Consider the following 25970-nt stretch of genomic DNA (forward strand, 5'->3'; position numbering starts at 1 on the left):
GTCTGAAGCTTATTCCGCCGCCTGCAGCGAGCGGGCCTGTTCCATCTCGCGCAGCGCCCGGCGGTATTCGACCGGCATCACCTTGACGAACTTGGTCCGGTAATCGGCCCAGTTGTCGAGGATGCGACGCGCCGTTTCCGAGCCGGTGTAGTCGGCATGGTTGGTCAGCATCTGCATCAGCCGCTCCTCGTCATGGCCCGACATGTTGGCCATGTCGATGCGGCCCTTATGCTCGAGATCGCCGCCATGATGGTGCAGGCGCTCCATCAGGTCTTCCTCCTCCTCGACCGGTTCGAGATCGACCATGGAGAGGTTGCAGCGCGCCGCGAAGCTCTTGTCCTCGTCCAGCACATAGGCGATGCCGCCCGACATGCCGGCCGCGAAGTTGCGCCCCGTCGGCCCGATGACGGCCACCACGCCGCCGGTCATGTATTCGCAGCCATGGTCGCCCGTGCCCTCGACCACCGCGACGGCGCCCGAATTGCGCACCGCGAAACGCTCGCCCGCGACGCCACGGAAATAGGCCTCGCCCGCGATCGCACCGTAAAGCACCGTGTTGCCGACGATGATCGAGCGCTCCGGCACGGCCTTCGAGGCCGGGTCCGGCTTGACGATCAGCTTGCCGCCCGAGAGGCCCTTGCCGACATAGTCATTGGCCTGACCGGTCAGTTCGACGGTGACGCCGGCCGCCAGAAAGGCGGCGAAGCTCTGGCCCGAGGTGCCCTTCAGCTTCACCGTGATGGTGTCCTCCGGCAGGCCGGCATGGCCGTATTTTTTAGCGACGGCGCCCGACAGCATCGCGCCGACGCTGCGGTCGACATTGCAGATCGGGTGTTCGAGCACGACCGGCGCGCCGCCTTCGAGTGCGTCCTTGGCGCCCGCGATCAGCCTGCGGTCGAGCACGTCGTCGATCGGGTGCTTCTGCAGTTCGACATGGCGGATCGCGACGCCGGGCATATCGACCTTGTGGAACAGCCGCGTGAAATCGAGCCCCTTGGCCTTCCAGTGGTCGATCAGCTCGCGCTTGTCGAGCAGGTCGGAGCGGCCAACGATCTCCTCGAGCTTGGTGAAGCCCATCTCGGCCATGATCCTGCGCACGTCTTCGGCGACGAAGAAGAAGTAGTTGATCACATGCTCGGGCAGGCCCTTGAAGCGCTTGCGCAGCACCGGATCCTGCGTCGCGACGCCGACTGGGCAGGTGTTGAGATGGCATTTGCGCATCATGATGCATCCGGCCGCAATCAGGGGCGCGGTCGAGAAGCCGAACTCGTCGGCCCCCAGCAGCGCGCCAATCACGACGTCGCGCCCCGTGCGCAGGCCGCCATCGACCTGCAGCGCGACGCGGCCGCGCAGCTTGTTGAGAACCAGCGTCTGCTGCGTCTCGGCGAGCCCGATCTCCCAGGGCGAGCCGGCATGCTTCAGCGAGGTCAGGGGGCTCGCGCCCGTGCCGCCCTCGAAGCCGGAGATGGTGATGTGGTCGGCGCGCGACTTGGCGACGCCGGCCGCCACCGTGCCGACCCCGATCTCGGAGACGAGCTTGACCGAGACATCGGCCGCCGGATTGACGTTCTTCAGATCGAAGATGAGCTGCGCCAGATCCTCGATCGAGTAGATGTCGTGATGCGGCGGCGGCGAGATCAGCCCGACGCCCGGCGTCGAATGCCGGACCTTGGCGATCTTGGCGTCGACCTTGTGGCCGGGAAGCTGCCCGCCCTCGCCGGGCTTGGCGCCCTGCGCGACCTTGATCTGCATGACGTCGGCATTGGCGAGATACTCTGCCGTGACGCCGAAGCGGCCCGACGCGATCTGCTTGATCGCCGAGCGCTTGGAGCGCCCATCCGCCATCGGCTTGAAGCGGATCGGCTCCTCGCCGCCCTCGCCCGTGTTCGACTTGCCGCCGATCTGGTTCATCGCGATGGCGATCGTCTCATGCGCCTCACGCGAGATCGAGCCGAAGGACATCGCCCCCGTGGCGAAGCGCTTCACGATCTCGGCGGCCGGCTCGACGCTCTCCAGCGGCACGGGCTGGCGTCCATCCTCGTTCGCCTGCTTCAGCTTGAACAGGCCGCGGATCGTCGTCATCCGCTGCGCCTCGTCATTCACCTGGCGGGCGAAGTCCTCGTAGCGATCCTGCGCGTTGAGCCGCACCGCATGCTGCAGCGAGGCGACGACGTCGGGCGTCCAGACATGCTCCTCGCCGCGGATGCGATAGACATACTCGCCGCCGATATCGAGGCTGTTGCGGTAGACCGGGGCGTCGCCGAAGGCGTCGCGATGGCGGCTGACGCTCTCCTGCGCGACCTCCTCGAGACCGACACCCTCGATCGCGGTCGCCGTGCCGAAGAAATAGCGCTCGACGAAATCGCTCTTGAGGCCGACCGCATCGAAGATCTGCGCGCCGCAATAGGACTGGTAGGTCGAGATGCCCATCTTGGACATCACCTTGAGCACGCCCTTGCCGACCGACTTGATGTAGCGCTTCACCACCTCATAGGCGTCGACCTCGGTCGGGAACGCGCCCTGCTCATGCATGTCGAGCAGCGTGTCGAAGGCGAGATAGGGGTTGATCGCCTCGGCGCCATAGCCGGCCAGGCAGCAGAAATGATGGATCTCGCGCGGCTCGCCGGTCTCGACGACGAGGCCGACCGAGGTGCGAAGTCCCTTGCGGATCAGGTGGTGATGCACGGCTGCGGTGGCCAGCAGCGCCGGAATCGGGATCCGGTCCGCCCCAACCAGCCGGTCGGACAGGATGATGATGTTGTAGCCGCCATGGACGGCCGCTTCCGCCCGCTCGCACAGCCGCTCCAGAGCCGCCGCCATACCGGCCGCGCCGTCGCGCGCCGGATAGGTGAAGTCGATCGTCTTGGTGTCGAAGCGATCCTCGTAATGGCCGATGCAGCGGATCTTCTCGAGATCGTCATTGGTCAGGATCGGCTGACGCACCTCGAGCCGCTTGCGCCGCGAGGTGCCTTCCAGATCGAGGATGTTGGGCCGCGGCCCGATGAAGGAGAGCAGGCTCATCACCAGCTCCTCGCGGATCGGGTCGATCGGCGGGTTCGTGACCTGGGCGAAGTTCTGCTTGAAATAGGTGTAGAGCAGCTTCGACTTCGACGAGAGCGCCGAGATCGGCGTGTCCGTCCCCATCGAGCCGACGGCTTCCTGACCGGTCACCGCCATCGGCGCCATCAGGATGCGGGTGTCCTCCTGCGTATAGCCGAAGGCCTGCTGGCGATCGAGCAGGGCCACATCCGTGCGCTGCGCGCGGGCCTCGACCGGCGGCAGATCCTCCAGCACGATCTGCGTGCGCTTGAGCCACTCCTTGTAGGGGTTGGCTTGGCAGAGGCTTGCCTTGATCTCGTCGTCGCCGATGATGCGGCCCTCTTCGAGATCGATCAGCAGCATCTTGCCCGGCTGGAGACGCCACTTCTCGACGATCTTCTCCTCCGGGATCGGCAGCACGCCGAACTCGGACGCGAGCACCACGAGCCCGTCATCGGTGACGAGATAGCGCGCCGGCCGCAGGCCGTTGCGGTCGAGCGTCGCGCCAATCTGCCTGCCGTCGGTGAAGGCGATCGCGGCCGGCCCGTCCCAAGGCTCCATCAGAGCGGCGTGATACTCGTAGAAGGCGCGCCGCTCCTCGTTCATCAGCGGATTGCCGTTCCAGGCCTCGGGAACCAGCATCATCATCGCGTGGGCGAGCGAATAGCCGCCCTGCACCAGGAATTCGAGCGCGTTGTCGAAACAGGCTGTGTCCGACTGGCCCTCATAGGAGATCGGCCAGAGCTTCGAGATATCGGGTCCGAACAGCTCGGAATCGACGCTCGCCTGCCGCGCCGCCATCCAGTTCACGTTGCCGCGCAGCGTGTTGATCTCGCCATTATGGGCAACCATCCGGTAGGGATGCGCCAGCCGCCAGGACGGGAATGTGTTGGTGGCGAAGCGCTGATGGACGAGCGCCAGCGCGCTCTCGAAGCGTTCGTCCTGCAGATCCTTGAAATAGGTGCCGAGCTGCGTGACCAGAACCATGCCCTTATAGACGATGGTGCGGGCCGACATCGAAACCGGGTAATAGGTCGCGGTCGCGCGGTCCTTGAGCTTGTAGACCTGGTTGGAGACCGACTTTCTGAGCACATAGACCTTGCGCTCGAAATCGTCCTCATCCGCGATCTCGGCAGGGCGGCCGACGAAGAGCTGGCGATGGACCGGCTCGCTGTCCTTCACGGCCTCGCCGAGATCGGACCCGTCGACCGGCACGTCGCGCCAGCCCAGGAAGATCAGCCCCTCTTCGACCACCGTCTGCGCGACGATGTCCTCGCAGATCGTCCGATCGCCGAGATCCTGCGGCATGAAGAACTGGCCGATGGCGTAATGCCCGACCTCCGGCAGTTCGATGCCGATCTGCGCGCACTCTTCGCTGAAGAAGCGATGCGGGATCTGGGTGAGGATGCCGCAGCCATCGCCGAGCTTGGGATCGGCGCCGACAGCACCGCGATGGTCGATATTGCGCAGGATCTGCAGGCCCTGCGCGACGATGGCGTGGCTTTTGCGGTTCTTCATGTCGGCGATGAAGCCGACGCCGCAGGAATCCTTCTCCATGGACGGGTCGTAGAGACCCTGGCGCACCGGCATCGCCGGATCGCGAACCTCGGGGAAACGCTCGAACGGCAGCGCGTGGTCCAGGGACCCCGCGACATTCGTCAAGGCACCGTTCGACTGGCTGGTCTTGCTCATCGTCAAACCCCGCTTGCAAGGCCCTGCCAGCTTCGGCCGGGAGGCGCCTTCGAGTCCATATCATCCTTCCGCCATCGGGCCGCATCGCTGCCGCGCAAGCCCAAGGGCGCACAGCAAGGACAGGGCCAAATGGACCGGCCGTTCGTTTGTCTGGAGGGTGGCTTGCGCTCGTCTCAGGGGCGCCCGCGTCCTCCGCAGGCGCCGGGGGCTCTTCGCCCCTTCGTGCCTGTCAGGCCGTCGCTTTGCGGGCTGCGCGCGTACGAACGGCTTTGGCGTGTTTGGCCGTACCCTTCGTCATCGATCCGCTCCGTTGTAATGGCGCGACCCTGACCCTCGCGGGCTCCGATCGTCGCGGCGAAAAATGGGACAGCAACACTGTCCTATTGATCTGAACTTGCCAGAATTCCAATCTCCACACAAGCGGCGTTTTGTCCCGTCTCGGAAATTTTGTTGTGCGGCAGCACATCATCCCGACATTTCCGGCATGTTGCTGCTTCAACCCGGCTTACTTCCTGTCGGTGCCGCCTGGAGGCAGTCTCTGGTCAGTGTCTGCAGGGGACCATAGACTGCAACTCTCGCCCGGTGGATATCGTCACATGCAGCTCCTCGTGGTTCCAGTTTATGCGGCGGTGCTGGCGCTGCTCTTCGTGGTCCTTTCGCTGGCGGTCATCAAGGCGCGCCGCACCGGGCGCGTCGCCATCGGCGTCTCGGAGGATCGCGCACTTGAGCGCCGGGTCCGCGTGCACGGCAACTTCGCCGAATACACGCCCCTCGCCCTGCTGCTGCTCGCCATGGCGGAATGGCGCGGCGCGCCCCCACTCCTGCTGCACCTGCTCTGCCTGCTTCTGCTCCTGGGACGGGCGAGCCACGCCTGGGGCGTTTCGCATGCGGACGAGGATTTGCGCTTCCGCACCGCCGGAATGATCGCGACCTTCCTGACCATCATCGTGACGGCGCTGACCTTGATCGTTCAGGCTGTCCTCGTCTGAGCGCGCCGCCGCCCCTCTTGGCGGAGACGCCGCTTGGTTCTATCGCAGGCGCCATGAACTTCATCAGCGACAACACAGCCGGCGCCAGCCCCCAGGTCATGGCCGCCATCGCCGCCGCCAATGACGGCGCGGCAGCCGCCTATGGCACCGACATCTGGACAAAAAAGGCCGAGCGCCGCTTCGCCGAGATCTTCGAGCGCGAGCTTGCGGTCTTCCTCGTCACATCGGGCACGGCGGCGAATGCGCTGGCGCTCGCCAGCATCACGCGCCCCTGGGGCGCCGTGCTGACCCATGAGGAAAGCCATGTCGCCGACGACGAATGCGGCGCGCCGGAATTCTTCAGCGACGGCGCCAAGCTGATCGGCCTGCCCGGCCCCGGCAACAAGCTCTCCCCGGACGTCGTCACGCAGACGCTCGCCCGCTTTCGCGAAGGCGCCCTCCATCAGGTCCAGCCGCAGGCGCTCTCGATCACCCAGGCGACCGAATGCGGCACCATTTACAGCGTGGACGAAATCCGCGCCCTGAAGGACGCCGCCACGCCGCGGGGCCTGACCCTGCATATGGACGGCGCGCGCTTCGCCAACGCTCTGATCACGCTCGGCTGCACGCCGGCTGAGATGACCTGGAAGGCCGGCGTCGATGTGCTCTCCTTCGGGGGCACCAAGAACGGCGCCTGGGCCGCCGAAGCGGTGATCTTCTTCGACCCCGCCCAGGCCTCCGAGATGAAATGGCGCCGCAAGCGTGCCGGCCAGACCCTGTCGAAGGGCCGCCTCATCGGCGCGCAGTTCGAGGGGCTGCTGGCGGACGGGCACTGGCTCGACCTGGCCCGCCACGCCAACGCCATGGCCACGAAGCTCGCAACGGCAATCGAGACGAACAGCGAGGCCCGCCTCGCCTGGCCCTCCCAGGCCAATGAAGTGTTTCCGATCTTGTCCGCCTCCCTGCAGGCTCGCCTTCAGGCCGCCGGTGTCGGCTTCCTGACCTGGTCCGACCGGGCACTGCCAGCGGGCGTGGCACTCGCCCAGGGCGAGATCGTCGGCCGGTTCGTGATGTCTTTCGCGACGCGCGGAGCGGAGGTCGAACGTCTGATTGCGTTGATCGTCGCGCAAGAAGGCTGAACTGCGTCCCGATTCCAGCCGCAAGCATGCCGCAATCCCTAACGAAGACTGAAAGCCTGACTGTCTGTCCTGGAAAGGGATGACCCCCATGGCACTTCGTTCGACCGCACACAGCCGCGCGGCCCTCTTTGGCGTGGCTGTCGCCGGTGCCCTCGCCGGGTCGGCCGGCACGGCTGCCGCTCAGTATTATGGCTATGACGACGCGCCCTATCTCGAGCAGCGTTTCGGCTATGGCTATCGCTATGCCCCGCCGCGTCCGCCCGTCGCCATTCCGCCGCGCGCGGCCAGCCGAATCGCCGCCCGCGATCTCGGCCTCGTCCGGGTCGATCGCACCATCGCGACGGGCTCCGCCTATGTCGTCGACGGCCGCACCCGGGCAGGCGCACGCCTCCGGGTCATCGTCGATCGCTATAGCGGCCAGGTGCTCGACGAGATCCTGCTGCAGGCCCCGGCCCGCAGCGCCCCGCGCGTCGCCCGCACCGACCCGCGAGAGGATGTCAGGCCGCGGACGCCGGGCCGGGCCCAGCAGCCGCCCGAGCGCCCGGCGACCCTCAAGCCTCCCGGCCAGGCGACCGCGCCCGCCACGGTCGTCCCGCCCTCACCGGCTGCGCCGCGCGTCGTGCCCGCTCCCGTGCCCGAAAAGCCCCCCGCCGCAGCGACCGCGCCGGCGACCGTGATTCCACCTGCGCCGGCCGCGCCACCTCGGACCGAGCCCGCCCCCGCGCCCGAAAAGCCCCCCGCCGCGGCGTCCGCACCGGCAACCGAGGTTCCCCCGTCGCCGGCCGCCCCGCCACGCGTCGAGCCGGCACCCACGCCTGAGAAGCCCCCGGCGGACGCCAGCGCGCCGGCGACGCAGCCCCTGCCCGCCCCCGTCGTGCCGACACCGCCGACCCCTGCCCCCGACGAGCCGCCTGCAGCCGCAGACAAGCCGCGCCTGGTCAATCCCAGCGATGTCCGTGGCACCGAGCCCGTCGAGATCAAGCCCCCACTTGCGCGTTCGGAGCCGGGGATTCCGGCGCAGCTGCCCCCGGTGCAGCCGCAGGACACAACCTCGGCCACGCCCCCGGCTGAAACCCCGCAGGTCCCGGTCGTGCCGCTGGATTGAGGCGCGAGGCCCGCGTCCCCAGTGTCATTGCGAGCGCATCAAAAAAAGGGCGCTTCCGGTTTTCCGGAAGCGCCCTCTTCATTCGGACTGTGACGTCAGGCGCGGCTTACGCGGCCTTGGCGCTCTCAACCTTGGCGCTCTCGACCTTGGCGTCGAGCACCTTGCCCTGACCGCCGCCGATCGCGATCTGGCGCGGCTTCTTGGCCTCGGGAATCTCGCGCACGAGATCGATATGGAGCAGCCCGTTCTCGAGGCTGGCGCCGGTCACATGCACGTAATCGGCGAGCTGGAAGCGACGCTCGAAGGCGCGCGCCGCGATGCCCTGATGCAGGATCTCGCGCTGCTCGCCATTGTCGTTGGCCTGCTTCTCGCCGCGCACCGTCAGCGCATTCTCCTTGCTCTCGATGGCAAGGTCACCCTCGCCGAAGCCCGCGACCGCGATGGTGATGCGGTAGGCGTTCTCGGCCGTGCGCTCGATGTTGTAGGGCGGATAGCTCGGCGCGGCCTCGGCGCTGCCGGCCTGGTCGAGCAGAGAGAAAAGACGGTCGAAACCGACAGTCGAGCGATAGAGCGGGGAAAGATCGAAATGACGCATGATGTCCTCCAAAGGAAGCGACGTGTGGGTCCAGCCCGCCTCGCCATGAGCGCGGGCCCGGTTTCGGTTCGTGCAGCCGGTTTCAGGCCTGCACGAGCCTGATCTGGTAAGGTGATTTCGGCTTTTCAAGAGGCCTGCGGCAGGGCCATAAACAAGGTGGCATGGATGCTGGCGAATGCCGGTCCGCAGGCCGGTTTGTCACGAAAGCACGCCATGGCCGACGCCGAACTCTTTGCCCATCCCGACTATCCGGCACCGGGCCATGGCAAGGTCTGGTTCGCCGCGACGCGCGACCGCGCCCGGCTGCGCTTTGCCAGCTGGCGCCCGACGGTGAAGCCGGTGCGCGGCACGGTGGTTGTCGTCCAGGGCCGCGCGGAGTTCATCGAACGCTATTTCGAGACCATCGCAGAATTGCGCCGTCGCGGCTTCCACGTCCTGACCTTCGACTGGCGCGGCCAGGGCGGCTCGCAGCGCTTCGTGCGCCGCGAACGCAAGGGCCATGTCGGCTGGCTGAGGCATTACGAGGCGGATCTCGCCCTGGCGATGGCACAGATGCAAGAGCAGCTGCCGGGCCCCTATTTCGTCCTGGCGCATTCCATGGGCGCCGCCTTGTGCCTGGATGCCGCCCGTCGCAGCGCCCTGCCCGTCTCGCGCCTTGTCGCGCTGGCGCCGATGCTCGACTTGACCATCATCCCGAACCCGAGATCCGCGCGCCGGCTCGCCAGCCTGCTGTTCTGGCTTGGCCTCGGGAAGGCCTTCGTGCCCGGCGGGGGTGACACCGCGATCGCGACCAAGCCCTTCGAGGGCAACCGCTTGACCGGCGACCCTGCCCGGTATGCCCGCAACAGCGCATTGTCGGCAGAAGGACGACATCTCAGCATTGGCGACCCGACCATCGCCTGGGTCCGCACCGCCTTCCAGCTGATGGGACGGCTTGCAGCCCCCCATGCCGCCCGGGAGGTCCGCGTGCCGACTCTGGTCATCGCCGCCGGGCGCGATCCGATCGTCTCGACGCCGGCCATCGAGCGGTTTGCTGCCCGGCTGAAGACCGGCCAGGCGCTGGTGCTGCCCCAGGCGCGACACGAAATCCTGATGGAAAGCGACCCGATCCGGGCTCAGTTCTGGGCGGCGTTCGACGCCTTCATCCCCGGCGAGGATGCCGACCTCGACGGACCCTCTCGCGCATCAGCCGGTGAGCAGCGCCAGAGCGGCCTGATGCAGCGCCTTGTTGGCGGCAGCGACGACGCGCCCGCCCCCGGCGGCGCTGCCGCCCTCCCATGAGGTGACGACGCCGCCGGCCCCCTCGATGATCGGGATCAGCGCGACGATGTCATAGGGCTTCAGCCCGCTTTCGATGACGAGATCGACATGGCCGGCGGCGAGCATGCAATAGGCGTAGCAATCGCAGCCATAGCGCGCGAGCCGCACCTGGCTCTCGACCCGGGCATAGGCGTGAGCCTCGTTGCCCTTGAACATCGCCGGCGAGGTCGTCATCAGCGTGGCGGTTTCCAGCGTCGAGACCTGCCGGGTCCGTAATGTCTTGGGCCCGCCCGGCCCCTCATAGCGGGCCTCTCGCCCGTCGCCCGAAAAGCGTTCCCCGGTGAAGGGCTGGTGCATCATGCCGTAGACCGGCGTCCCGCCCCGGGTCAGCCCGATCAGCGTACCCCAGACTGGAATGCCCGAGATGAAGGCGCGCGTGCCGTCGATCGGGTCGAGCACCCAGACATATTCGGCTTCCGTGTTTTCGTTGCCGAATTCCTCGCCGAGCACACCATGGGCCGGAAAGCTGCGCTTGATCAGATGGCGCATGATGTTCTCGCCGGCACGGTCGGCCTCGGTCACGGGATCGAACACGCCGCCGGCCGACTTGTCCTCCATCGCATGATGGGCCCTGAAAAACGGGAGGATCGCCCGGCCGGACTGGGTCGCGAGTTCGGCCACGAAGGCTCCAAAATCCACCGCGCTCATGAAAACCCCTCCCTATGCGCGGCAAGTCGCCGCACCACCCGCGCCATCCGGCATGGTGATGAGCGGGCACGGGCCGAAAGGCAAGCGGGACCAACAAAACAAAGGGCTGCGCCGGCGTTTGTCCCGCGCCTGACGCATACCCAGCCGTCCGCTGACACGCCGGCTATTTTGGTCAGGCCACTTGCTTTTTTGCGCTGCACTGTCATATTGTGCACTGCGAAGGGGCGATCACCTCAAGCCTTCGTTGCCCTCCTTGGGCGTTTCCTCCCTAGACTTGGGCCGCCACGCAAGTGTGCGGCCCTTTTTTCTGTCGATGGCGGGTTTCTTGGCGATGGCAGGCCGCTCCCTGCCGGTAGCCGGCACCCGGCTACTCGGCTGCCTGCCTGAACTCGTCGAGCCAGCCGCTCCAGCGCGCGAAACATTCGGCCATGGCGCCGGAGATCGCCTGCTCCAGCCGGGCAAAGCCGTCATGGGGCATCAGCGTCGCTTCATCCATGTAGAGCGCCCGGTTGATCTCGATCTGCAGCGTGTGGACGCCCGTATGGGGCGCGCCGTAATGCTCGGTGATGAACCCGCCCGCGTAAGGCCGGTTGCGCGTCACGCTGAAGCCGAGCTTGGCGAAGGCCGCCTCGGCGATGTCGGTGATATGGCCGGCTGCGCTGGTCCCGAACCGATCGCCCAGGATAATGTCGGGCTTGCCGAGGCCCTCGCGGTCGAGCCCGCTCGAGGGCATCGAATGCGCATCGACCAGGATGCAGGTGCCAAAAGCGCGCTGCGTCCGCTGCACGAGGTCGCGCAAGCTCGCATGATAGGGCCGGTAAAGCCGGTCGATCCGCGCCAGCGCTTCTTCGACCGGGATCCGTCCGAAATAGATCTCATGCGCGTCGCCGACGATGCGCGGAATCGTGCCGAGCCCGCCCGCGACCCGCATCGAGCGGGTATTGGCAAAGGGCGGCAAACGGCCGTCGAACATGCGCGGGTCGAGTTCATAGGGCTCGCGGTTGACGTCGAGATAGGCGCGGGGGAATTCCGCCACGAGCAACGGCGCTCCCAGCGCGACGCTGCGCGCAAACAGTGCATCGACATAGGCATCCTCGGAGCGGCGCAGCGAGCGCAGCGGCAACCGGACGCGATCGACAAAGGCGCGCGGATAGCGCCGCCCGGCATGGGGCACATCGACCACGACCGGCACGATGTGGAGCGCCGGCTGGTATAGCGTGTAGGGCCGCTCAATTTCGGCGACGACAGCCTCGGAACCGGGCGTGAAGGGGATGGACGGAGCGCTCATGCCAGCCGACACAAGCACACAAAGCGGTGCGGTTGAAGCGACACGGGCGCGCATCGCGCTCCCGCACGCCGATTCACCCGTTGTTTACCATGGTGATGCCTTATAGAAACATGGGGTTCCTAGCGCGGGGATGGGCCGATAACCCTGCCGGCGCGGGCCCTGGAAATGGGCGCACGCCAGATCGCCAGCCGAGCGCCAGATCGCTAACAAGGAGAGCCAGCCAGGCCGGCAGCTCGACCTTTGAAGACAGGCCATACGGGACGGACACATCAGGCCCATGACCAAGATACTTCTCGCCGAAGACGACAACGACATGCGCCGATTCCTGGTCAAGGCCCTGCAGAACGCGGGCTACGACGTGGCCTCCTTCGACAATGGGCTGTCGGCCTATAACCGCCTGCGCGAAGAGCCCTTCGAGCTGCTTTTGACCGACATCGTGATGCCGGAGATGGACGGCATCGAACTGGCGCGCCGCGCCACCGAACTCGATCCCGACATCAAGGTGATGTTCATCACCGGCTTTGCGGCCGTGGCGCTCAACCCCGATTCGCAGACCCCCAAGGATGCCAAGGTGCTCTCCAAGCCCTTCCACCTGCGCGAGCTGGTCAGCGAAGTCGAAAAGCTGCTCGCCGCCTGAGCCCATTGGCGCAACGCCACCAATGCGCGCTTTCTCCGCAAGGCGCGTTGGCTTTCTACGCAAGGCACCTTGCCTTTCTCCAAAAGGCGCCTTGCCAGCCTCGAAACGAGCGGCTATAGCCGCACTCCTCGCAACATGGTCAGCCGGCAACGGCCAACCTGTTTCCGACCGCCGCGGCGAAATTCCGACGCGGCAACCGGGCGCGTAGCTCAGCGGGAGAGCACTACGTTGACATCGTAGGGGTCACAGGTTCGATCCCTGTCGCGCCCACCATATTCAAACCCCGTAAACCTCTGCGTTTACGGGGTTTTTCTTTGCCAACCTGAGACCGGAATGGGGAATGCGTGCGGTCTTGTCTCCGTCCAGTCAAAGAAACTTGACGCCGGCACGATGCATCTGTGCCGTGTGACGACATCGCGGAACAATTCGCCCTGATCTCTCGATACGGGCGCTGAACGTGAATCGCACCTCCTCAAGCGACCCCAGCGAAGCCCCTATGCGATCGGTTCTTTTCAAGCGAGGCGAAGCTTCGGCTGGTGAGGACGCACCGACCGACTGGGCGATGCCCAGCCACGGATCATCCCGGGAATTCGCTCGCCGAACGTTGGCTTTGCATAGAGGTAGCCTTGCCCGAAATCGCAACCCGCTTGCCTCAATTGCTCTGCTTGACCGGCATTTTCCACACCCTCGGCCGTGACGTTCATTCCCATATTTCGACCCAGACTCACGATCGCCGTGACGATCGCCGCGTCATTCCTGTCTGTCTCCAGATTCTTGACGAAGCTTTGATCGATCTTGATGTGATCGACAGGAAATTGTTTGAGGTGGGTCAGGGACGCGAAGCCGGTGCCAAAATCGTCAAGTGCGATCGAAATGCCAGCTTCGTGGAACTCACTCAAAACAACTGCGGCCTCCTCCGTCTGGCGGCCTAGAAAGACTGTCTCTGTCACCTCGATTTCGAACCGCGACGGGGGGACGTCGGCCTCGGTCAGAACTGCGATGATCTTGGTTGCAAGCGTTCGGTCGGCGAAATCCGCGGAAGCGAGGTTGACGGCGACACGCCCAAACTCGAGCCCCTGATCGAGCCAGTTGCGGATATCTGAGGCCACTTGCCCAATCATACTCATTGCGAGCGCCGCAGAAATATCCTGATCGTTGAATGCGGAACCAAAATAGCCTGGCGTCAGCAAACCAAGGGTGGGATGCCGCCAACGTGCCAATGCCTCGAAGCCCGTGATTTCGCCGGTCGACAACGAAATCTTTGGCTGATAATGCGGAAAAAATTCAGACGTAACGAGACCCTGGCGCACTTCACGCAAAATCGATACGCGACGTTCCATGATATCCCGGGCGGCACTGGTGTAGAGGGTCGCCCGGCTGCGCCCGCCTTCCTTCGCCCTGTAGAGAGCAATGTCGGCGTCCTTCATCAGCTCGACAGCGTCGCGATGATGTTCAGGGAAAGCCGCCACGCCGATGCTTGCCTTCGTCGACAAGGCCCTGCCCTGATAATCGAATGTCGTTCGCAACGCTTCAATGATTTCTTCTGCGCATGAGGCGATCTCGGGCAACCCAGACTGCTCGACCAGGACAACGGCAAACTCGTCTCCCCCGACGCGGGCAACCGTTCCGCGATCGCCAACCAGGCGCGTCAACCGAGCCGCCGTTTCGGCGAGGAGTTGATCGCCTGCGGCATGACCCAGGGTATCGTTGATGTCCTTGAAGTCATCGAGGTCGAGCAACAGCAGGCCGACGCCTGTACCGGCTGTTTCAGCGATTGCCAACGCGTCTTCCAACCGGGTTTGGAACAACGCGCGATTTGCCAAACCTGTCAGGGGGTCATGATTTGCAGTCTGCCAGATCGCCAATTCGGTCGCCTTACGATCCGAGATATCGAAGGTTATGCCGATGAGACGGTGCTCTCCTTTCCGCTCAGCTCTGATGGCGAGCCAGATTTGGTTGCCATCAGGAGCGCGGTAGCGGACCTCGGCGGAATGAGTTCCATCAGCAATGGCGGCGAGCCAGAGCAAATCGACTTTATGCCGGTCATCGGGGTGAACGCGCTCGACGAACTGGGATGTCGGGCCTGATCCGATACCAAGCAGGGCGAACGCGTTGTCCGACCGATTGACATGCGCCGTGGCGAGATCGACGTCCCAGGCGACCATGTTGCTGGCGTGCAGAGCAAGGCGCAGCCGCTCGCCTCCCATTCGCACGGCGTCTTCGGCGAGCTTGCGTGGGGTTATGTCTTGGAGCGTGCCCAACATTCTGACGGGCTGTTGCTCGACATCGTAGAGCGTCCGCCCACCCACCTCAACCCAACGGGTTTCGCCATCTTGGGCTCTGGTGATGCGGAACGTCGCCGAGATACAGGGAATGCCCGCATCGAAAGCCGGGTAGAACGCGGTATCGACCTGCGCTCTGTCCTCAGGATGAACAAGCAGCAAGAAATCGTCGCGATCCAGAGCCGCCGTCTCCGGCACCCCCAGGATGCGACGAACCTCGGACGACCATTCGCGATGGCCACTGGCGAAGTCGAGGTCCCAGATGCCAAGCCCCGTCGCGGTCAAAGCGAGCCGAAGCCGCTCTTCACTGCTTCGCAGCGCATCGCTGGCGCCGCGTGCTTCCGTCAGGTCCTGTAACGCTCCAACCATCCTCGCAGGATCGCCGGATTGATTTCTCACCAGATAAGCGCGATCGCGGACGTAAGCATAAGCGCCGTCGCCCTTTTGCCACCGATACTCGCCTTCCCAACGCTCGCCGGCTTGCCCCGCCGTGAAGAGCTTGATTTCATCTTCAATGGCGGTTCGATCCTCCGGGTGCACACTCTCCAACCATGTTGTCCCCGTGGCGGGCGCTTGTGCGATCGCGTACCCGAATAATCCCTGAAGACTTTCGCCCCATTGCAATCGGTCGGTTTTGAAATCCCAATCATAGATCGCGTCCGACGTTGCATGCGCCGCCAGCCGATAGCGCTGCTCGCTTTCACGGAGACGTTCCTCCGCGACCTTGCGGTCATTCTCGGCTGACTTACGCGCTGTAATGTCGGCGAAGGTGCGCACCACCCCGCCATTAGGGAGCTGGTTCGTTCGCACCTCCAGCACGGTGCCATTGGGCCTCTGCCGTTCATAAACCGAGGCTTCGATGTTGTTGCCTTCATATCGGATGGCGTTCACCAGCGCCGCATCGGAATTGGTGAATTCGCCTTGCTCGATCTGCCAGCGCTTGACGTCCTCGAATTTCGGAACAGACCGCATCATTTCGGATGGCAAGCCGAGAAGGTCGATCGCCCGCTGATTGCAAACGACGACGTCACCGCTTTGGTCAACCATCAGGATACCCTGGTCGACATTCTCCAGCGTCCCGTTCAGCAGGGCTGTGTTATCAGCCAGCGCCTTGTTGGAGCGACGCAACTCAAGTTCGCGCATCACAGCCCGCGCAAGAGCCAACAATGTATTCGACTGCGCCTCCGTCAATCCATCCGGTCGTGGCACAAAATCGCAGACGCACACGGTACCAAGCGGCAAACCGTCAGAGGTTTCCAGACGGGCGCCGGCATAGAAGCGCATGTGCGGCTGGCCTGTCACGAACAGGCTGTCTCGCACGCGCTCGTCGTCGGCTAAGTCATTGATGATCACAAGCTTCGAGAGATGGATCGTTTTCGCGCAAATAGAATTTTCCAGCAGCGTCTCGTTAAAGCCCAGCCCCATCTTTGACTTGAACCACTGCCGATCGGCCTCCAGGAAGCTGACGATGGCGATCGGCGCACCGCAGAACTCGCTTGCGAGTTGCGTAATCTCGTCGAACGCCGCCTCGGGCTGCGTGTCGAGAATGTCGAAGTCATGCAGTGCCGCAAGACGTTGCGGGCAGGCCCATGAAAAAGTCGGTTGGCTTTGTTTTGACAAACCGATGATCTTTCCGAGGACGCGCGCGAGACGGCAACGCTACGAATGTGGACTTACTAAAACCTAAACAAAACCTCTTGACATGTTACAACGATACATCTCGATCGGACATCATCGAAACCCATTTGTCACCACTGAGAATGTCCAGGATTAATGAACATGCGGCCGTTGCTTGAACAATCCGTTACTTCGATATGGACGTAGGGTTCGGCGAGCCTGACGTAATCGACGTGGGAGCCTAACGCGCCGCACCTGCTCAGCGCTGCTCCCGGCGAAATATGGCATCCAGCACGATGCCCATCACCCGCCTCTTGGTCGGACGAATGCTCGGCGACCAGCAACCGAGGGGGCGCGCAGAAGCGATGCAGGCGACGCGAAATGCGGACTTGACGCCTCAGGAGATGATCGACCGCAAGCCCGATATCAAAGCCAAGCTCGAAAAGACGCCGCGGGGATTAGGCATACGCGGCGGTGCCAGGAACCCACCAGGTGCACGCGCCTTATACCTTTTTGATGATAACGGAGATATCGGATTCACGACACGCTTGAGCCTTACACCATGGGGACAAACGTTTCGTCAGCTTGTGTCCGGATGATCAATCGGGGCGTCATTCATCGATATGCGCGCATTGCGCCAGGCACGCCAGTCTCGGCTCAAGGCCGAATATCTGTGATCCTGGCATTTGCTGGAGCGGATTGAGGTTGAACTTTTCCGGCTCGATCGGCCCGCAGTATAGCGTCGCGAGCGCAAGCGACGACCAGTGCTTCGTTCGAGCGGTGGCTCCTTGAGCTTGAGCCAAGGACTGACGACCTCCCTTGCGGGAGGCCGTTTCGCTTTGGTCGCCCGGCCTGACGATGGCGTGATGGCCTTCGTCGAGGGCCGGCTTGCTGGATGAGGTTTGGGCTCAGCCCTTGAAGCTCGTTGCGGACCATTTGGCGCCGCCTTCGGCCGTGCCGGTCATCGTTCCGTCGGTGACCTGGCCGGTGTAGCGTTTGCCGCCCGCCGTGAAGGCGATCTCGCTGCCGTTCATCTTGGCCTCGCTGATCGGCATCGACTTGCCGTCGAGGGTCAGACTGCCCGACAGCATCTGATAGGTCTGCGTCAGCGCGAGCTGGCCGTCGCCGAAGCGCCAATTGCCGCCGACCTTGGCCGGGATGACCCATTTGAAAGCCCGGCAATAGCTGGTGCAGCCGGCCCCGGCTTCGACCCGGTCGTCAGACTCCCAATCGCCCATATCGAAGGAGTTGGAGACGACGCGGGTACCTGGCTTCATGTCCAGCAGGATCGGCCTCAGCTTGACGTTCAGGCTCGGCAGCAGGAACAGCGTGATCACTGTGGCCTGCGAGAAATCCGACTGGAAGATGTCGCCGCGCTGGAAGGTGGCGAGCGCGCTGACGCCTTCCTTCTCGGCATTCTGCTGCGAAAGCGTGACGAGATCGGGATTGTATTCGATGCCCAGGGACCGCGTGCCGCGCTTGGCGGCGGTGATCACGGTGCGGCCATCGCCCGAGCCGAGATCGATCAGGATGTCGTCCTTGGTCAGTCCGGCCATGTCGAGCATGCGATCGACCAGCGCCTGCGGCGTCGGGACCCAGACGACGTCCTTGCCCGCCTGTCCGGACGAGGGAGTGTAGGTCCCGGCGGGCGCGGTCGCGGGGGCTGTCTGGGCAATGGCCCCGTTCAAGGCCAGGGCCGAGACGGCACAGGCGAGGGCAAGCTGGCGAAGCGTTGTCATGGAAGGTCTCCTGGGCGGGTCTTGGGTGTTGAGGCGGGCATCATCGCTGTAGACGACGTATCGCTGCAATTATGCCCGTCACGGCGGTGGAAAACAGTCGCGACTGTTGCGCGGCCATCACGATCACGCCAGCACGCGCCTTGGCGCTCGTCTGAGCCTGGCGACGGAACAATGCCCCGCCGGGTTGTGTTGACCTTGCTGGAACTCAAGGATCATCACCCCCATGAATGTCGATATCTTTCTGACGGCGATCTGCGGATTGCTGGTCAACGCCGTGCTGTTCGGCATCGGCGCCACGGCGGTGCTGGCGATACCGGCCCTGTCGGTCGAGGCGTTCTTCTGGCTGCCGGTCGTCGTGGTCGTCAGCCTTGTGCTGTCGCCCTTCCTCGGCATCTGGATCGCGCGGCGCCTGAGGGTCCGCAACTGGGGCCGCAAGGGCTGGCTGCGCGGCGACAAGATTTCCGGCTGATCGCACGGCGACAAGGGTTGGCGCGGCCGGCCTGTTGCGACGCTAGATCTGGCTTCGAAACAGACTGGCCAGCCACCCCGAGACCCGCTCCTTGATGAATCTCTCGTTCCACATCGCCAATGTGTAGGGGGTGGCGCGCTTCAGATCCGCCTCGAAGATCGCGACCTGCTCGCGCGCGAAGCTGGCGTGATAGGCGTTCAGATTCGTCTCGTCGTTCAGGCGCAAGGCGCGGTCGTCGATATTGGTCGAGCCGATCGAGGTCCAGAGCTCGTCGATGATGACGAGCTTGGCGTGATACATCGTCGGGTCGAATTCGTGGATTCGGATTCCCGCTTCGAGGAGTTCGCCCCAGACGTGCCGGGACGCCTTCTGCACGATCCGGGCATCGGTCTTCTCCCCGGGCACCAGGATGTCGATCTGGACGCCGCGCCGGCGCGCCTCCAGAAGTTGCCGCCGCGTGATCGCGTCGGGCACGAAATAGGGCGTGCCGATCCGGATGTTCGTCTCCGCGGCAGCGAGCGCCGTCATCAGCATCAGATGCATAACGTTGCGCTGATGCGTCGAACTGGCGACGACCTGGCCGTCGAGGTCGCCGGCGGGCTGCAGGGTGGGGAAGAAGCGGTCCCCCATCAGCAACTCGCCCGTCGCCTCGATCCAGTGCTCGGCGAACGCCGATTGCAATTCAGCAACGACGGGCCCTTCGAGCCGATAATGCGTGTCGCGCCATTCGGCCGCGGTGCGGGCATCGCCATTCCATTCGTCGCCGATGCCGACGCCGCCGGTGAAGCCGATGCGGCCGTCGACGACCAGGAGCTTCCGGTGCGTCCGGTTGTTGACCTTGTCCACCGTGCGCCAGGTGACCGGGCGGAACCGGACGACCTCGACACCCGCTCGCTGCATCTGTTCGACCAGTTGCTCTTCCATCGGGATGCTCCCAACCCAATCGAGCAGGACCTTGACGCTGACCCCCTCGCTGGCCTTCTGCGCCAGCACCTGCGCGAACTGGGTCGCGATCTCGCCGCGCCAGTAGATATAGGTCTCGAAGGTGATCGTGTTCTTGGCGTCCCGCACCGCCCGGAGCATCGCCGGAAAGATCGCGTTGCCATTGACCAGCGTCTCGATCCGGTTGCCGGGCAGGACGTTCGACCCGAACAGCGCCGCCATCGAGGTCTTGAACTGAATGTCTGAGACGGCGAGGTGATGCGGCAGCGGCTCGCGCAGATCGCGCGGCTCGGGCGTCAGATTGGTGACGATCAGCCAGCCGGCTGCGCCGGCCATCGCGGCGAGAACCGCGATCACCAGCCGATGTTTGAAGAATCTCATCAAGGTCCCCGCCAGCAGCGTGTCTGCCCAACACCCCGGGCCGGGCAAGGTTCCCGAAACGATGTGGCGCAAGCGCCCGGATCGGCATGACGGCCGGGCTGGTCGTGCGGCCTTTCTGGTCCATTGCTCAGCGCTGCGGTTTGGCCCGATAATCGCTAGACACCGCGGGAGCGGCCTGAAGCCGAGCGACGACACGAGCCGATGAACCAACAAGCCCTGCCCCACAAAGACCTGCCTCACCAAGACCTGCCCCCCAACGACGAGACCCGGCCGAGCATCGACATGGATCGCTTCTGGGCGACGATCGAGCGCTCGGCCCAGATCGGCCCGGGCCGGCCGGGCGGCCTGTCCCGCCTCGCCGCCTCCGATGCCGACAAGGAGGTCCGCGACCAGTTCGTCGCCTGGTGCCGTGAGGCCGATCTCGCCATCCGCATCGACGGTATCGGCAATATCTTCGCCAGGCGCGCTGGGACCGACGACACCCTGCCACCGGTGGTGATGGGCAGCCATCTCGACACCCAGTTCAACGGCGGCCGCTTCGACGGCATCCTCGGCGTGCTTGGCGGGCTGGAGGTCTGCCGCGCGCTCGATGCGGTCGGCCATCGCACGCGCCGGCCGCTGGAGGTCGTCAACTGGACCAATGAGGAGGGTGCGCGCTTCTCGCCGCCGATGGTCGGGTCGGGCGCCTTCACCGGGACCTACGCGCTCGACTGGGCGCTGGGTCGCGCCGACGAGGACGGCCGCACCATCGGCGAAGAACTCGCCCGCATCGGCTATCGCGGTGAGATGGAGGCAACGCCCCACCCCTTCGATGCGTATTTCGAACTGCATATCGAGCAGGGCCCGATCCTCGATCGCGAGGGCATGCAGGTCGGCATCGTCACCGGTGGTTTTCCCTCGACCGGCATGCTGATCGAATTCAGCGGCGAGACCGCCCATACCGGGCCCTGGCCGATGGAGAAGCGCAAGAACGCTTTGATCGCCGGCGCGCGTTTCCTCGTGGCAGTCGACGATCTCGGCTGGGTCCATGCCGGCACCGGCGGCAAGGCCACCGCCGCGCGCCTCATTGCCTGGCCCAACAAGCCCGGCATCCTCTCCGATTGGGCCCAGGCCGTCGGCGATGTCCGTCATCCCGATCCGACGACCTCGGCCGTGATGGCGGAGGCCATGCGTCGCGCCGCCTTCGAGGCGGCCGCCAAGGCCGATTGCGGCGTCGAGATCCGCGATGTCTGGCAATGGGGCGGGCAGATCTTTGCGCAAGACCTGACCGAGCAGATCCGGGGCATCGCGGCTGCGCGCGGCTATCGTCACAAGGATATTCTGAGCCAGGCCGGGCACGATGCCTATTTCATTGCGCGGCATGCGCCCACCGCAATGATCTTCACCCCCTGCAAGGGCGGCATCACCCACAACAACGGTGAGCTGTGTACGCGAGAGGACCTTGCGCCGGGCCTCGATGTGCTGCTGCAGGCGGTGCTGGCCCGCGCCGACCGACACGACTGACTGCAACGCCGGCAAAAGGTTTCGGCATCACTCAGGGGCTCAAGGCTGGGACGCGTCACTGCTGACAATTTACCCGTCAGCCCCCCATGACGGCGCGCTTTGCTTGCGCTAGATTGTTGGCTCCCGGTCACTCATCCTTGAAGCTCATGTACGATCGTCGCCCGCCTGCCGCTGCTCAGCCTTTCGTCACGCACGAAAATATCGAAGCCAAGGTCAAATGGTTCGACCCCGAGAAGGGGTTTGGTTTTGCGTCGCCCGCCGATGGTTCGGGCGACGTCTTCCTGCATATTTCGGCGATCGGCCCGCTCGATCAGCAGTCGTTGCTGCCCGGCGCCACCATCGTCTGTGATCTCGGCGAGGGGCGTCGCGGCCTTCAGGTCGTCGCCGTGCATGAGATCGACGCCTCGACGGCGGCGCCGTCGGCCCCGCGCGCGCCCCGCGCCCCGCGCGACGATTTCGGCGGCGGCGGTTATGGCGGCGGCGGCTATGCCGATCGCGGAGACCGCGGCGGCTATGGCGGCGGCGGTGATCGTGGTGGCTACGGGGGTGGCGGCGGCGGCGGTTATGCCGATCGCGGCGATCGCGGTGGCTTCGCCAGCCGCGACAGCGGCCCGATGGAAGGCCCCTTCGACGGCGCCGTGAAGTTCTTCAATACCGAGCGCGGCTTCGGTTTCATCGCGCCCGACCAGGGCGGCCCGGACGTGTTCCTGCACGTCTCGTCGCTCGGCCGCAGCGGCCTGCAGCCGCCGATGGACGGGCAGCGCGTGCGCTTCTCGATCCGCGCCGGCAAGAAGGGCCCGGAAGCGGCCAGCGTCAGCTACATCTGACACAGCCGCGCTGAGAGACGATCACGCCCGCCGGCTCGTGTCGGCGGGTTTTTCGTGGGCGACCATCGGGGTTTTGGCTCGCAGCCGCCGCGTCATCCTGGCCAAGCGGCGCAGCCGCGCAGCGCCGGGATCCATCGTAGGGCGATGTCGAACCCTATGAAGGATCCCGGGCCGAGCTGCGCTCGCCCAGGATGACGGCACGTTTCTGTGGTTCGTTGAGAAAGGCCAAGGTGCTCACACCCGCTCCAGCGGCCGATGCGGCAGCGCCGGCAGCGTGACGCCGACCGCATCGCCTGGCGCGACCCCACCGCCCTCCAGCACGATGCCCATGATCCCGGCCTTCAGGACGGGCTTTCCATCCGCGTCGCGCCCGAGCACCGCCTTGAGCAGCCCCGGACGGAACGCTTCGATCTGAGCACAGGGGTTGCGCAGCCCGGTGATCTCGACCAGCGCACCCGCTCCGAGCCGCAGCCGCGCCCCCCGGGGCAGGCCCAACAGATCGATGCCCCGCGTCAGAATGTTCTCGCCCATCTGGCCGGGCGCCACATCGAAACCGGCGGCGTTCACCTCGTCGAGCAACTCGGCATGCAGCAGATGGACCTGGCGCAGATTGGGTTGCGTCGGATCGACCGCGACGCGCGAACGGTGCTTTACCGTCTCTCCGGAATGGGCATCGCCCTCGACGCCGAGCCCGGCCAGCAGGCGGATGGAATCTTGAACCGGCTTGCTGAAGGCATGCCCCATGGCCCCGCTCACCGACACCACCCGCGCAGTCATCGCCACCGTCCTCACTGTCGAAATCCTGCTCGGAAGACCGTCGTCATACCGGGCCTGCCCCGGGATCCATCAGAGGAAGCGACGGTGCCCTGCGATGGATCCCGGAGCGGCGCGGCTTTGCCGCTTGTCCGGGATGACGGAGTGCCAGTCCTGTCCGCCGACGGCCCGATCAAGCCGGACACGCGGCCGCCATAACGAAGCCGGCCCCGCAGGACGGAACCGGCTCGGCAAAACCTCGCCCAGGGGGCGCGGCTCAGTGGCCTTCGTCGATCGAGCCCACATGCTTCTGGGTGTACAGTTCCAGGCCGATGCGCGCGATCAACTCGAGCTGCGTCTCGAGGAAGTCGATGTGGCCTTCCTCATCCGCCATTAGATCCTTGAACAGCTGCTCGGACGGGTAGTCGCCGACCTCGCGGCTGTAGCCGGCGGCCTCCTGATAGAGCGCGCGCGCCTCGATTTCCGCCTTGAGGTCGCATTCAATGACCTCCTTGACGTTCTCGCCGATGCGCAGGGCGTCGAGCGTCTGCAGGTTCGGGAAGCCTTCGAGGAACAGGATGCGATCGACGAAACGGTCGGCATGGACCATCTCCTCGATCGATTCCTTCTTCCAGAGCTTCGCCATGCTCTTCAGGCCCCAATTGTCCAGCATGCGATAATGCAGCCAGTACTGGTTGATGGCCGTGAGCTCCGAGCGGAGCCCCCTGTTGAGATATTCGATGACCTTCTTGTCACCCTTCATGGCGGCGCTCCCAGGCAATTACATTAGAATGATGCTAAGGTAGGGCGTCGCAATCCGGAAGGGAAGCGAAAAGGCGAGCCGACGGCGGATGCGCTCAGGCGGCGGCCCGGTCGGCATCGACGGCCAGCCCGTCCATCATCTGGCCGACGGAGACATGGACCGCGCAGTCGATGTCGCGCGCGGCGCAGGAGCCGCACTGCGTCATGCAGGCGGCGCGGGCCTGCGCCAGGATGGCGCGCACCTCGCGGGCGCAGCGCCCGCAACTGGGGCTGCAGCCCAGGCAGTCATAGGCTTCTCCCGCCGTCCGCGGCCCGGAGCCGTCAGGAGCGATGGTGCCCTTGATCTGCCGGCAGGACAGGACGTTGCAGGAGCAGACGATCATGCGTGGTGACCGGCCGCCAGGCGGCTTTCGATCGTCTCGCCCTCATTGGCGCGGTTCTCGATGAACTGTCCGTCGGCGCGGCGCAGCCGCACGATCACCTCCACCGACGAGATCACCATCCCCTCGGGCGCCTCGGGCAGGCCGGCGACCTGGATGGTCGAGCCAGGGATATCGACGACGGTTTCGTCGTCCTCATTGTAGAAATGGTGGTGTTCGGAGACATTGGTGTCGAAGAAGGTCTTCGGGCCCGACACCGAAACCTGCCGCAGCAGGCCGGCCTCCGAGAACTGGCGCAGCGTGTTGTAGACGGTCGCCAGCGACAAAGGCTCACGCGCGCGCAGCGCCTCTTCATACAGCATCTCGGCGCTGACATGGCGGTCGCCCTTGGCGAAGAGCAGCCAGCCCAGCGCCATGCGCTGGCGCGTCGGCCGCAGGCCGGCCGTGCGCAGCCGTGCTTTCACGGCATTGATCGGGCAGGAGGCAGGGCTTTTCTGGGGCCAGGGGATATGATCCGCCATGGCCCGCTGCGGCTGCTGATCCTTTTGGAACAAAACGCTCATCGCTCACGCCTTCCAGAGTGCCGGCTTGACCGGCCCGTAGTTTAGAAAACATCTAAACTACTGATATTACTACTATATTTGTCGCATGCGTACGGCGCTGTCAATCGCTGAGAGCTGCGGCATGCCGTCCTCGCGCCGCAAATTCACAAACAGACACCGCTGGAAGCAGACAGCGCATAACGGGCGCGCGCCGAGCGCATCGGACGTCACGCGTCCTTTGGCCGGGCGCCCGCTTCAGCGCAGGGCTCTGGCCCTGATCCGCTCGCGATGAGCGGTATAGAGGCCCGACGCCGCGATGATGACGGCGCCCACCAGCGTCCAGCTGTCCGGCAGCACCGCAAACAGCAGATAGCCGAAGATCGAGGCCCAAAGCAGCTGCAGATAGGAGAACGGCGCGAGCAGCGAGGCATCGGCATAACGGAACGCCGTTACCAGAAGCCAGTGCCCGACCGTCGACGAGACACCGATGAACAGCCCTAGCAGCAGGAACGGCCAGGTCATCGGCTGCCAGATGAAGGGCACGACCAGGCTGACGAGCACGAATCCGATCACCGCCGAATAGGTGAGCGTGGTCAGCGGGCTCTCGGTCCGGCTCATCATGCGGGTGATGATCATCGCGAAGGCCCAGGATAGGGCCGAGGCCACCGGCAGGAGCGAGGCGCTTTGGAAGCCGCTGCCGCCCGGCCGCACGACGATCAGTACGCCCGTCAGCCCCACCAGCGTCGCGCACCAGCGCCGCCAGCCGATCGTCTCGCCCAGAATCGGGATCGACAGCGCCGTGACGAAGAGCGGCGCGATGAAGCTCGATGCGGTCGCATCCGCGATCGGGAGATATTGCAGGCCCAGTGTGAACAGGATCGAGGACAGGGTCACGCCCAGCCCGCGCAGGATCTGCAGCACCGGCCGCTGCGTGCGCAGGACGCGCGCCCCACCCGCACGCCAGACCATGGCTAGCATGATCGCGGCGAAGGTCCCGTAGCGCAGCCAGATCACCTGCACGGCCGACATATCGGCCGTCAGCACCTTGGAGGCGGCGTCCGCCGCGGTGAAGAAGATCCCCGTCACCAGGACCAGGCCGATCGCACGCAGCGGCGCATCGCGACGATGCGACAGGGCCGGCCCTGGCGGCACGCGCGTCGGCTCGGGATGAGGCAGGTTTGGCAAGGAGGCGGCGTTTCCCGACGTCTTGAGCGCGTCTGACCAAAGCCAGCCTAACCCATTCCGCCTTGCCCCGTTGCGCAAAGAACGAACGGCCCGCATGCGGCCAACCGCCGGGCGCCAACAAAAAAGGCGGGCCGCGAAGCCCGCCTCATTCACTCAT

The 25970-nt window shown here is 65.1% G+C and carries 20 protein-coding genes and 1 tRNA gene; 9 read left to right on the plus strand and 12 right to left on the minus strand.

What is annotated here, in order from left to right; translation table 11 throughout:
• Positions 1–9: 9 nt before the first annotated feature.
• Positions 10–4629 carry a glutamate synthase large subunit gene (gltB, locus tag IP69_RS13455; protein WP_248306833.1) on the minus strand — a complete coding sequence of 1540 codons (4620 nt, stop codon included), beginning with the start codon at positions 4627–4629 and terminating at the stop codon, positions 10–12.
• 698 nt (positions 4630–5327) lie between these two features.
• On the opposite strand from gltB, the gene IP69_RS13460 reads away from it, so the two are divergent.
• The 3 genes from IP69_RS13460 to IP69_RS22515 all read left to right on the plus strand — a co-directional run bounded on the left by IP69_RS13460 (position 5328) and on the right by IP69_RS22515 (position 7943).
• Positions 5328–5720: an MAPEG family protein gene (locus tag IP69_RS13460; RefSeq protein WP_054143343.1), complete on the plus strand. Its 393-nt coding sequence runs from the start codon at positions 5328–5330 to the stop codon at positions 5718–5720.
• A gap of 53 nt (positions 5721–5773) precedes the next feature.
• The gene (locus IP69_RS13465; protein WP_054143344.1) at positions 5774–6838 is read left to right on the plus strand and encodes a low specificity L-threonine aldolase; all 1065 of its coding nucleotides are present in this window, start codon (positions 5774–5776) and stop codon (positions 6836–6838) included.
• A gap of 88 nt (positions 6839–6926) precedes the next feature.
• Positions 6927–7943 (plus strand): hypothetical protein, encoded by a 1017-nt coding sequence (locus IP69_RS22515; protein ID WP_054143345.1) that lies wholly within the window; start codon positions 6927–6929, stop codon positions 7941–7943.
• A gap of 106 nt (positions 7944–8049) precedes the next feature.
• On the opposite strand, the gene IP69_RS13475 is transcribed toward IP69_RS22515, so the two are convergent.
• Positions 8050–8538, minus strand: coding sequence for an Hsp20 family protein (locus IP69_RS13475; RefSeq protein WP_054143402.1), 489 nt, complete (start codon positions 8536–8538; stop codon positions 8050–8052).
• A gap of 213 nt (positions 8539–8751) precedes the next feature.
• Here IP69_RS13475 and IP69_RS13480 point away from each other — a divergent pair, with 213 nt between their 5' ends.
• Positions 8752–9819, plus strand: coding sequence for an alpha/beta hydrolase (locus tag IP69_RS13480; RefSeq protein ID WP_054143346.1), 1068 nt, complete (start codon positions 8752–8754; stop codon positions 9817–9819).
• Here IP69_RS13480 and hisN read toward each other — a convergent pair.
• Entirely contained in the window at positions 9724–10506 is a 783-nt protein-coding gene (gene hisN, locus IP69_RS13485) for a histidinol-phosphatase (RefSeq protein WP_054143347.1), read from the minus strand. The two genes, IP69_RS13480 and hisN, sit on opposite strands and share 96 nt — an antisense overlap.
• A 367-nt stretch (positions 10507–10873) precedes the next feature.
• Positions 10874–11794, minus strand: a complete 921-nt coding sequence (locus tag IP69_RS13490) for an N-formylglutamate amidohydrolase (RefSeq protein ID WP_082359297.1) — start codon at positions 11792–11794, stop codon at positions 10874–10876.
• A gap of 277 nt (positions 11795–12071) precedes the next feature.
• On the opposite strand from IP69_RS13490, the gene IP69_RS13495 reads away from it, so the two are divergent.
• Entirely contained in the window at positions 12072–12431 is a 360-nt protein-coding gene (locus IP69_RS13495; protein ID WP_054143348.1) for a cell cycle two-component system response regulator CpdR, read from the plus strand.
• Positions 12432–12629: 198 nt separating this feature from the next.
• A tRNA-Val gene (locus IP69_RS13500) sits at positions 12630–12704 on the plus strand.
• Between the two features lie 239 nt (positions 12705–12943).
• Here IP69_RS13500 and IP69_RS13505 read toward each other — a convergent pair.
• Both IP69_RS13505 and IP69_RS13510 read right to left on the minus strand, forming a co-directional pair.
• The gene (locus IP69_RS13505; protein ID WP_054143349.1) at positions 12944–16333 is read right to left on the minus strand and encodes an EAL domain-containing protein; all 3390 of its coding nucleotides are present in this window, start codon (positions 16331–16333) and stop codon (positions 12944–12946) included.
• 905 nt (positions 16334–17238) lie between these two features.
• Positions 17239–18069, minus strand: coding sequence for a methyltransferase domain-containing protein (locus tag IP69_RS13510; RefSeq protein ID WP_054143350.1), 831 nt, complete (start codon positions 18067–18069; stop codon positions 17239–17241).
• A gap of 223 nt (positions 18070–18292) precedes the next feature.
• Here IP69_RS13510 and IP69_RS13515 point away from each other — a divergent pair, with 223 nt between their 5' ends.
• The gene (locus tag IP69_RS13515) at positions 18293–18538 is read left to right on the plus strand and encodes a hypothetical protein (RefSeq protein ID WP_054143351.1); all 246 of its coding nucleotides are present in this window, start codon (positions 18293–18295) and stop codon (positions 18536–18538) included.
• A gap of 42 nt (positions 18539–18580) precedes the next feature.
• Here IP69_RS13515 and IP69_RS13520 read toward each other — a convergent pair whose 3' ends face one another.
• Complete coding sequence (locus IP69_RS13520; protein ID WP_054143352.1) at positions 18581–19861, minus strand: phospholipase D-like domain-containing protein; 1281 nt, start codon at positions 19859–19861, stop codon at positions 18581–18583.
• 201 nt (positions 19862–20062) lie between these two features.
• On the opposite strand from IP69_RS13520, the gene IP69_RS13525 reads away from it, so the two are divergent.
• Together IP69_RS13525 and IP69_RS22520 are read left to right on the plus strand one after the other, a co-directional pair.
• Complete coding sequence (locus IP69_RS13525) at positions 20063–21364, plus strand: Zn-dependent hydrolase (RefSeq protein ID WP_082359298.1); 1302 nt, start codon at positions 20063–20065, stop codon at positions 21362–21364.
• Between the two features lie 146 nt (positions 21365–21510).
• Entirely contained in the window at positions 21511–22191 is a 681-nt protein-coding gene (locus tag IP69_RS22520; RefSeq protein WP_054143354.1) for a cold shock domain-containing protein, read from the plus strand.
• Positions 22192–22425: 234 nt separating this feature from the next.
• Here the strand turns inward: IP69_RS22520 and IP69_RS13535 are convergent, their stop codons facing one another.
• The 5 genes from IP69_RS13535 to IP69_RS13555 all read right to left on the minus strand — a co-directional run bounded on the left by IP69_RS13535 (position 22426) and on the right by IP69_RS13555 (position 25813).
• Positions 22426–22968, minus strand: coding sequence for an MOSC domain-containing protein (locus IP69_RS13535; protein ID WP_156323449.1), 543 nt, complete (start codon positions 22966–22968; stop codon positions 22426–22428).
• Between the two features lie 253 nt (positions 22969–23221).
• Positions 23222–23707 carry a bacterioferritin gene (gene bfr, locus IP69_RS13540; RefSeq protein ID WP_054143355.1) on the minus strand — a complete coding sequence of 162 codons (486 nt, stop codon included), beginning with the start codon at positions 23705–23707 and terminating at the stop codon, positions 23222–23224.
• Between the two features lie 94 nt (positions 23708–23801).
• Positions 23802–24089: a (2Fe-2S)-binding protein gene (locus IP69_RS13545; protein ID WP_197279865.1), complete on the minus strand. Its 288-nt coding sequence runs from the start codon at positions 24087–24089 to the stop codon at positions 23802–23804.
• Positions 24086–24607, minus strand: coding sequence for an iron response transcriptional regulator IrrA (gene irrA, locus IP69_RS13550; protein ID WP_197279867.1), 522 nt, complete (start codon positions 24605–24607; stop codon positions 24086–24088). The genes IP69_RS13545 and irrA overlap by 4 nt, the downstream gene beginning before the upstream one ends.
• Before the next feature lie 276 nt (positions 24608–24883).
• Entirely contained in the window at positions 24884–25813 is a 930-nt protein-coding gene (locus IP69_RS13555; protein WP_054143357.1) for a DMT family transporter, read from the minus strand.
• Positions 25814–25970 lie beyond the last annotated feature (157 nt).

Origin of the sequence: Allobosea sp. AAP35 (assembly GCF_001295925.1) — a bacterium.
Taxonomy (GTDB): domain Bacteria; phylum Pseudomonadota; class Alphaproteobacteria; order Rhizobiales; family Beijerinckiaceae; genus Allobosea.

Bases quoted from the DNA above. Each gene is read 5' to 3' on its own strand.
- gltB (WP_248306833.1), bottom strand. From the start codon at position 4,629: ATGCCGGTGCGCCAGGGTCTCTACGACCCGTCCATGGAGAAGGATTCC.
- IP69_RS13510 (WP_054143350.1), bottom strand. From the start codon at position 18,069: ATGACAACGCTTCGCCAGCTTGCCCTCGCCTGTGCCGTCTCGGCCCTG.
- IP69_RS13465 (WP_054143344.1), top strand. From the start codon at position 5,774: ATGAACTTCATCAGCGACAACACAGCCGGCGCCAGCCCCCAGGTCATG.
- IP69_RS13490 (WP_082359297.1), bottom strand. From the start codon at position 11,794: ATGAGCGCTCCGTCCATCCCCTTCACGCCCGGTTCCGAGGCTGTCGTC.
- IP69_RS13480 (WP_054143346.1), top strand. From the start codon at position 8,752: ATGGCCGACGCCGAACTCTTTGCCCATCCCGACTATCCGGCACCGGGC.
- IP69_RS13525 (WP_082359298.1), top strand. From the start codon at position 20,063: ATGAACCAACAAGCCCTGCCCCACAAAGACCTGCCTCACCAAGACCTG.
- IP69_RS13515 (WP_054143351.1), top strand. From the start codon at position 18,293: ATGAATGTCGATATCTTTCTGACGGCGATCTGCGGATTGCTGGTCAAC.
- IP69_RS13545 (WP_197279865.1), bottom strand. From the start codon at position 24,089: ATGATCGTCTGCTCCTGCAACGTCCTGTCCTGCCGGCAGATCAAGGGC.
- hisN (WP_054143347.1), bottom strand. From the start codon at position 10,506: ATGAGCGCGGTGGATTTTGGAGCCTTCGTGGCCGAACTCGCGACCCAG.
- IP69_RS13520 (WP_054143352.1), bottom strand. From the start codon at position 19,861: ATGAGATTCTTCAAACATCGGCTGGTGATCGCGGTTCTCGCCGCGATG.
- IP69_RS22515 (WP_054143345.1), top strand. From the start codon at position 6,927: ATGGCACTTCGTTCGACCGCACACAGCCGCGCGGCCCTCTTTGGCGTG.
- IP69_RS13475 (WP_054143402.1), bottom strand. From the start codon at position 8,538: ATGCGTCATTTCGATCTTTCCCCGCTCTATCGCTCGACTGTCGGTTTC.
- irrA (WP_197279867.1), bottom strand. From the start codon at position 24,607: ATGGCGGATCATATCCCCTGGCCCCAGAAAAGCCCTGCCTCCTGCCCG.
- IP69_RS22520 (WP_054143354.1), top strand. From the start codon at position 21,511: ATGTACGATCGTCGCCCGCCTGCCGCTGCTCAGCCTTTCGTCACGCAC.
- IP69_RS13495 (WP_054143348.1), top strand. From the start codon at position 12,072: ATGACCAAGATACTTCTCGCCGAAGACGACAACGACATGCGCCGATTC.
- IP69_RS13535 (WP_156323449.1), bottom strand. From the start codon at position 22,968: ATGACTGCGCGGGTGGTGTCGGTGAGCGGGGCCATGGGGCATGCCTTC.
- IP69_RS13460 (WP_054143343.1), top strand. From the start codon at position 5,328: ATGCAGCTCCTCGTGGTTCCAGTTTATGCGGCGGTGCTGGCGCTGCTC.
- bfr (WP_054143355.1), bottom strand. From the start codon at position 23,707: ATGAAGGGTGACAAGAAGGTCATCGAATATCTCAACAGGGGGCTCCGC.